Origin of the sequence: Saccharopolyspora halophila, from assembly GCF_039531955.1 — a bacterium.
GTDB lineage: Bacteria > Actinomycetota > Actinomycetes > Mycobacteriales > Pseudonocardiaceae > Saccharopolyspora > Saccharopolyspora halophila.
In genome coordinates this window covers 520,693-527,778 of the sequence record NZ_BAAARA010000008.1, presented here as the reverse complement: position 1 = coordinate 527,778, position 7,086 = coordinate 520,693, and the positions used below count along the sequence as shown (strand labels likewise).

Sequence of the window (7,086 nt, the reverse complement as noted above, 5' to 3'; positions counted from 1 at the left end):
GGGTCGATCTCGACGACGACCAGTGCTCCGACGCGGACGCTCAGGAGGCCTTCCGCACCGCTCATGAGTGAGTCCCCGCGTCCTCGGGATTGACTCGCCCCGCGGTGCGGGGCTGCGGAACCCGGGTGGTCTTCGCACGCGAAGCACCACCCGGGTAGCCCGCGTGGCAGTATCCCGTCCGTCTGGTGTATTCCGGGCGGGCGGGTTTTTGTCGTGAGTGGAGGGTCGGATGGATCGGCGGGAACTGGAGTACTTCCTGGCGATCGTCGAGCACGGCAGCTTCACGGCCGCTGCGCAGGCGCTGCACATCTCCCAGCCGTCGCTGTCGCACGCGATCGGCAACCTGGAGAAGCAGCTGGGCGGCAAGGTCTTTCACCGGATCCCGCACGGTGTTGTGCTGACCGCGGCAGGCGACGCCCTGGTCGAACCCGCTCGGCAGGTGATGCGCGACCTCAGCACCGCCTCGGCCTCGGTGCGGCAGGTGCTGGGGCTCTCGGCGGGCCGGTTGGACGTGGTCGCGCAGACGACGCTGGCGGTGGACCCGCTCGCCGAGCTGATCGGGGGGTTCCTGCGCGAGCACCCGGACGTCGCCGTGCGGGTGGCCGATCCCGAGCTGGGCACCGACGTCACCTCGGCGGTGCGCACCGGTGAGTGCGAGCTGGGCCTGGTCGACGCCGAGCAGCCGGTCGGCGAGCTGGAGAGCGTGGTGCTGCGCGGCCACGAGATCTTCGCCGTTCTGCCGCCCGGGTCGGCCCCGGGCCAGCAGCGGCTCAGCGCCTCCGAGCTGTCCACGATGGATTGGATCGCCACCCCGCCGGGCACGGCGACCCGCGCGGTCATCGAGGACACCGTCGGGAGTCGTGATTCCCCGCCGGTGTTCGCGGTGGACACCGCGCACCAGGCGATGATCGTCCCGCTGGTGATGGCGGGGGCGGGCGCGACCCTGCTGCCCCGGTCGCTGGCGCGGGACGCCGCGGCGCGCGGCGCCGTGGTGCTCCCGCTGCGCCCGAGGGTGGTCCGCCGCGGAATCCTCTTCTGGCGCCCGGGCCCGTTGTCGCCCGCGGCGGCCCAGTTCGTCGCGATGACCGAGAAGTTCGCCGACCGCCGCAAGCGCTCGTAGGTTCTGCGGCTCTTGGGGCGTTCCCGCCCCGGGGCTCAGTCGACGGTCGAGGACCCTGGTCCGGTCGCGGCGTACCGGGCGGCGATGGTGCGGACGGCCTCGTCGACCACCTGAGCGACGCGTTCGGCGCTCACTTCCCAGCCCGGCACCAGGAGTGCCGGCCAGAAGACGTAGTTGGAGATCATGCCCAGGAACTGGGTCGCTGCGAGGTCCACGTCTTCGACGCGCACCGTTCCCGCCTCGTGCTCGGCCAGCAGGTAGCCGCGCACGGACTCGAAGTAGGGCATCTTCCCGTGCGAGAACTGCGCGTCGGCGAGTTCCGGGAAACGCGGCAGCTCGGCGATGACGATTCGGAACAGGTCGGTCATCTGGGAGCGGCTCAGCAGCTCGGCGTAGCGGCGACCGATGGTGGTGAGCCCGTCAACGATGTTGCCCGCCGGCGGAGGATCCTCTTCGTCCGCGGTCGACCAGGCCTCGGTGACCATGGCGTCGAACAGGGCGGCCTTGCTCGGAAACTGCTTGAACAAGGTGGCTCGCGAAACGCCTGAGCGCTCCGCGATCCGCGCCAGCGACGTCCGGTCGTAGCCCAGCTCGAGGAACAGCGCGGTCGCGGCCGTCAAGATCAGCGCGCGCTTCTCCTGGGCGATGCGCTGGTGATACGTCGTCACGACCTTGCTCATGGGTCGAGCATACGAGGTGAGTGGCTTGACTCACCACTGCTGCCGGCCTAGTGTCGGACAGTGGTGAGTCGCTCGGCTCACCACTGCCCGCCGTTCATCACCGATGATCCCGGTCAGTCACCCACGCACCGAAGGAACATCTGATGCACCGCTTCGAGGACCAGACCGTGCTCGTGACCGGTGGGGCCGGTGGCCAGGGATCGAGCCACGTGCGCGCCTTTCACGCTGAGGGAGCGAACGTGGTGATCGGCGGCATCGACGCCGAACGCGGCGCCGCTCTTGCTGACGCGCTCGGGGCTCGCGCTCGCTTCACCCGTCTCGACGTCACCGACGAGAGCTCGTGGTCCGCCGCTGTGCGGGCCGCCGAGAGCGCCTTCGGCGCCCTGAACGTGCTCGTCAACAACGCGGGCGTCCAGAACCCGCCGGCGTCGATCGAGGAGACCGACCAGGCCACCTGGACGCGCATCCTCGACACCAACCTCACGGGGACCTTCCTCGGCATCAAGACCGCCGCCCCCGTTCTGCGCCGCGCAAGAGGGGGCGCGATCGTCAACATCGCCTCGACGATGGGGCTGGGCGGTACGGCGCACTACGCGCCGTACGTCGCCAGCAAGTGGGCCGTGCGAGGTCTCACCCGAACGGCAGCGCTCGAGCTCGGCCGGGACCACATCCGCGTGAACGCCATCCACCCCGGCGTGATCGCGACCCCCTTCATCCAAGAACCAGCAGCCGGCGCCACCGCGGCGATCGCCGACTTCTACTCACCCGAGCCGTACGCCATCCCCCGACTTGGAGAGCCGACCGACGTCACCCGGCTGCTGCTGTTCCTCGCGTCATCGGACGCCTCGTTCATCACGGGGTCGGAGCACGTCATCGACGGTGGTCTCCTCCTCGGGCCCGCACTTCAGGCCGAGACCGCATGAGCGGCCCGGGCGCCGGGCGGGACGACTGGCCCGCACCACGACTCGTGGACGCTTCTCACCCCTGGTGGGCTTCCACGAAGGCGTAGACGTCGGCCTCGTCCACGCCGGGGAAGGTGTCGGCGGGCAGCGCCGCGAGGACGTGCGAGTGGGCGCGGGCCGACGGCCAGACCATGCCTTCCCAGCGGTTGGCCAGCTCGGCGGGCGGGCGCTGGCAGCACTCGCCGTTCGGGCAGCCCGACTTGGAGTGGTTGGTGGTGTCGCGGCCCCGGAACCAGCGCGACTCGGTGTAGGGCACGCCCAGGGTGATCGCGAAGTCCCGGCCGCGGCTCGGGTCGACGTGCGCGACGCACCAGTGGGTGGCGCCCGGCTTGTCGGTGTACTGGTAGTAGGTCGAGTACCGGTCGGCCGAGCCGAAGACCTGCCGCCCCGCCCAGTACCGGCACATCCGCTGCCCCTCGATCGCACCGGTCGGGTCGGTGGGGAAGACCAGTCCGTCGTTCTCGTAGGCCTTGTGGATGATGCCGGTCTCGTCGTTGCGCACGAAGTGGCAGACCAGGTCCAGGTAGCGGGTGGCCAGGTTGGTGAACCGGTGCGCGGCCATCTCGTAGGACACCGAGAAGACGTCCCGCAGGTCCTCGACCGCCAGATCCCGGTCGGCCTTGGCCTCCTGCAGGAACGGCACGGCCGCCTTCTCCGGTACCAGCACCGCCGCCGCGAAGTAGTTGGCCTCGACCCGCTGGCGCAGGAAGTCGGCGAAGTCGCGCGGCTGCCGGTGGCCCATCGTCAGGTGCCCCAGGGTCTGCAGCAGGATCGTGCGCGGGCTGTGCATGCCCAGCGACTCCCGTCGCAGGAAGATCCGGTTGTTCTTCAGGTCGGTCACCGATCGCACCGAGCGCGGCAGGTCGGTGACGAACCGCAGGCCGTAGCCCAGGTGGGTGGCGATGGACTGGATCAGGCCTTCCGACAGCGGGCCGCCCTGGTAGCCGACCCGCTCCAGCAGCTTGCCGGCCTCCCGCTCGATCTCCGCGAAGTAGTTGCCGTGCTCGCGCATCATCCAACGCAGCTCGGCGTTGGCCTTGCGGGCCTCCTCCGGGGTGGCGACCTGCTTGGTCTCGCGCCGCTTGATCTCCTCGTAGAGCGCTTGCACGTGCTCCAGGGCCTCGGTGGGCAGCCGCTTGCCGACCTTGAGCGGGGGCAGCGACAGCTGCTGGTACACCGGGTCGAGCTGCGCCTTCTCCACCGCGATCTCCAGCTCGGCGCGCCGGTTCGGGGCCTTCTTCGACAGCAGCTCGTCGACCGAAGTCCCCAGCGCCTCGGCCAGCGACCGCAGCAGCGAGAGCTTCGGTTCGCGGTGGCCGTTCTCCAGCAGCGACAGCTGTGACGGCGCTCTCCCGACGCGCTCGCCGAGCTCGACGAGGGTGAGTCCGGCGGCTCGGCGCAAGTGCCGAAGCCGCTGGCCAAAGACCAGAAGGTCGTGCTCCGTAGAAAAACTACGGTCTTCTTCGCTGGCGAACTCCGTCATGGCGTTGATCCTAGCAGAAAAACTCGAAAAATTACCTCGAAAATCCGTCCACGTTTCGCTTGCAAGGGTGCACAGTTGATTCCAACAGGCCGCCAGTGATCCCGGAGGGGGAAAACATGAGCATCCGTGAGCAGGCGAAGAAGGCCGCCGAGGAGCTGCAGCGCGAGTGGGACACCGATCCCCGGTGGAAGGGCATCGAGCGCACTCACACGGCCGAGGACGTCATCCGGCTGCGCGGTTCGGTGCAGGAGGAGAACACCCTCGCCCGCATGGGTGCGGAGCGGCTGTGGAAGCTGCTCCACGAGACCGACTACATCAACTCGCTGGGCGCCCTGACCGGTAACCAGGCCGTGCAGCAGGTCCGCGCCGGCCTCAAGGCGATCTACCTGTCCGGCTGGCAGGTCGCCGCCGACGCCAACCTGGGCGGCGAGACCTACCCCGACCAGTCGCTGTACCCGGCCAACTCGGTCCCGGCCGTCGTGCGCCGGATCAACAACGCCCTCAAGCGCGCCGACCAGGTCAACTGGGCGGAGGCCCTGGACCCGGACTCGGAGACCGTCGAGGGCACCGACACCCACTGGCTCGCCCCGATCGTCGCCGACGCCGAGGCCGGCTTCGGCGGTGTGCTCAACGCCTACGAGCTGATGAAGGGCATGATCAACGCGGGTGCCGCCGGTGTGCACTGGGAGGACCAGCTGGCCTCCGAGAAGAAGTGCGGTCACCTGGGTGGCAAGGTGCTCATCCCCACCCAGCAGCACGTCAAGACGCTCAACGCCGCCCGGCTCGCCGCCGACGTCGCAGGCGTTCCGTCGCTGGTCATCGCCCGCACCGACGCCGAGGCCGCGACGCTGCTGACCAGCGACGTCGACGACCGCGACAAGCCGTTCATCACCGGTGAGCGCACCGCCGAGGGCTTCTACAAGGTGCAGAACGGCATCGAGCCGTGCATCGCCCGCGCCAAGGCGTACGCCCCGCACGCGGACCTGATCTGGATGGAGACCGGTACGCCGGACCTCGAGATGGCCCGCAAGTTCGCCGAGGCGGTCAAGTCCGAGTTCCCGGACCAGATGCTGGCCTACAACTGCTCGCCGTCGTTCAACTGGAAGAAGAACCTGGACGACAGCACCATCGCCAAGTTCCAGCGCGAGCTCGGCCACATGGGCTACAAGTTCCAGTTCATCACCCTGGCGGGCTTCCACGCGCTGAACTACAGCATGTTCGACCTGGCCAAGGGCTACGCCTCCGACGGCATGTCCGCTTACGTCGACCTGCAGGAGAAGGAGTTCGGTTCGGAGGACCGCGGCTACACCGCGACTCGCCACCAGCGCGAGGCCGGTACCGGTTACTTCGACGCGATCAGCACCGCGATCGACCCGAACGCCTCGACCACGGCGCTGGCCGGCTCCACGGAGACCGCGCAGTTCCACTGAGAACCAACTGAATGACCGGTGGCCTCCGGGCCACCCCGAGAACGCACCAAGCGGCCCTGTGGCGGGGTGTCGGAAAAATCGCAATGGTGCGAGCGGGCGGGAACCTTATGGCGTTGGGTTCCCGCCCGCTTTCTCGTTGGTGCGCCGCCGCGTTCGCGCGCGGCGACCGCCGGTGTGGTCTTGCCGATACTGCGTCGGCGTCACGAGAAGGGTTAGCGTCGAGACATGATCTTCGGGCGACGGGTTCCTGTGGTGGCAGCGCCGATGGCCGGGGGTGGGAGCACTCCGGAGCTGGCCGCTGCCGTGAGCGGCGCCGGCGGGCTGGGTTTCCTGGCCGGGGGCTACCTCTCCGGCGACAAGCTGGCCGAGCAGATCGCCCGGGCCCGGTCGCTCACCTCCGAGCCCTTCGGGGTGAACCTGTTCGTGCCCGGGCGGCGCCGGGACGTCGCGCTCGACGAGTACCGCGCGCGGGTGGCCGAGGCTTCCGCGCGGCTCGGGGTCGAGCCGGGGCCGGCGGAGTGGGACGACGACGGGTACGCGGCCAAGCTCGGCCGGTTGTTCGCGGACCCGGTCCCGGTCGTGTCGTTCACCTTCGGGCTCCCGGAGGAGTCCACGGTGGAACAGCTGCACGTGGTCGGCACCGAGGTGGTCGTGACCGTGACCACGCCGGAGGAGGCGCGGCTGGCGGCGAGCGTCGGTGCCGACGCGGTCTGCGTGCAGGGCATGGAGGCCGGTGGGCACCGGGCGACGTTGCACGACGACCCGGACGACCCCGCAGGAGGTCCGCTGCTGGGGCTGCTGGCCGCGATCAGCTCGGTTCGGGAGGCGGTGGACGTCCCGGTGATCGCCGCGGGCGGGCTGGTGCGCGGGGCGGACGTGGCCGCCGTGCTCAGCGCCGGTGCCGTCGCCGCGCAGCTGGGCACCGCGTTCCTGGTCTGCGACGAAGCGGGCACCCAACCGGCGCATCGCAACGAGATCATCGCGGGTGGGCGAAACACCGAGATCACCAGGGCGTTCAGCGGCCGTCCGGCGCGCGGGCTGGTCAACCGCTTCCTCGCGGAGAACCGCGGCGCCCCGGCCGCCTATCCGCAGGTCAACAACATGACCAAACCGGTGCGCGGCGCCGCGGCGAGGGCGTCCGACGCGGAAGTCATGTCGCTGTGGGCTGGCCAGACCTACGCGCAAGCACGTCCGATGCCCGCCGCCGAACTGGTCGACGTCCTGCGCCGAGAGGCCCGCGAAGCCTTGCGCGCGAGCGCCGAACGCCTATGACCGGCGGTTCGCGGAGGATCTGAGCGGTCCAGTTGGTCGCGCTGGACTCGGCGCGATCGAGGGTCTCGCGACCTCGTTGCTCCGCCCGCGCCCCCTGGACCGGTTCGTCGGTCGACGCGCCCGGCTGCTGGCAGGAGCG

Annotated in this window: 6 protein-coding genes; 4 read left to right on the top strand and 2 right to left on the bottom strand. The window is 69.9% G+C overall.

The features are described from left to right. Positions 1 to 229 precede the first annotated feature (229 nt). A complete protein-coding gene (locus tag ABD289_RS15095) occupies positions 230 to 1,120 on the top strand; it encodes a LysR family transcriptional regulator (protein WP_344132007.1) in 891 nt (296 codons plus the stop codon). Between the two features lie 35 nt (positions 1,121 to 1,155). Here ABD289_RS15095 and ABD289_RS15090 read toward each other — a convergent pair whose 3' ends face one another. Further along, positions 1,156 to 1,800, bottom strand: coding sequence for a TetR/AcrR family transcriptional regulator (locus ABD289_RS15090; RefSeq protein WP_344132004.1), 645 nt, complete (start codon positions 1,798 to 1,800; stop codon positions 1,156 to 1,158). A gap of 143 nt (positions 1,801 to 1,943) precedes the next feature. Here ABD289_RS15090 and ABD289_RS15085 point away from each other — a divergent pair, with 143 nt between their 5' ends. Next, complete coding sequence (locus ABD289_RS15085; RefSeq protein ID WP_344132001.1) at positions 1,944 to 2,723, top strand: SDR family NAD(P)-dependent oxidoreductase; 780 nt, start codon at positions 1,944 to 1,946, stop codon at positions 2,721 to 2,723. A gap of 55 nt (positions 2,724 to 2,778) precedes the next feature. Here the strand turns inward: ABD289_RS15085 and ABD289_RS15080 are convergent, their stop codons facing one another. Beyond that, the gene (locus tag ABD289_RS15080; protein WP_344131998.1) at positions 2,779 to 4,245 is read right to left on the bottom strand and encodes a helix-turn-helix domain-containing protein; all 1,467 of its coding nucleotides are present in this window, start codon (positions 4,243 to 4,245) and stop codon (positions 2,779 to 2,781) included. A gap of 116 nt (positions 4,246 to 4,361) precedes the next feature. Between ABD289_RS15080 and aceA the strand changes: the two genes are divergently transcribed. Next, positions 4,362 to 5,675 carry an isocitrate lyase gene (gene aceA / locus ABD289_RS15075; protein ID WP_344131995.1) on the top strand — a complete coding sequence of 438 codons (1,314 nt, stop codon included), beginning with the start codon at positions 4,362 to 4,364 and terminating at the stop codon, positions 5,673 to 5,675. A 225-nt stretch (positions 5,676 to 5,900) separates the two neighbouring features. Beyond that, positions 5,901 to 6,947, top strand: a complete 1,047-nt coding sequence (locus tag ABD289_RS15070; RefSeq protein WP_344131992.1) for a nitronate monooxygenase — start codon at positions 5,901 to 5,903, stop codon at positions 6,945 to 6,947. Positions 6,948 to 7,086 lie beyond the last annotated feature (139 nt).

Excerpts from the sequence above, each read along its gene's own strand:
- ABD289_RS15095 (WP_344132007.1), top strand. The coding sequence starts at position 230 with ATGGATCGGCGGGAACTGGAGTACTTCCTGGCGATCGTCGAGCACGGC.
- ABD289_RS15090 (WP_344132004.1), bottom strand. The coding sequence starts at position 1,800 with ATGAGCAAGGTCGTGACGACGTATCACCAGCGCATCGCCCAGGAGAAG.
- ABD289_RS15085 (WP_344132001.1), top strand. The coding sequence starts at position 1,944 with ATGCACCGCTTCGAGGACCAGACCGTGCTCGTGACCGGTGGGGCCGGT.
- ABD289_RS15080 (WP_344131998.1), bottom strand. The coding sequence starts at position 4,245 with ATGACGGAGTTCGCCAGCGAAGAAGACCGTAGTTTTTCTACGGAGCAC.
- aceA (WP_344131995.1), top strand. The coding sequence starts at position 4,362 with ATGAGCATCCGTGAGCAGGCGAAGAAGGCCGCCGAGGAGCTGCAGCGC.
- ABD289_RS15070 (WP_344131992.1), top strand. The coding sequence starts at position 5,901 with ATGATCTTCGGGCGACGGGTTCCTGTGGTGGCAGCGCCGATGGCCGGG.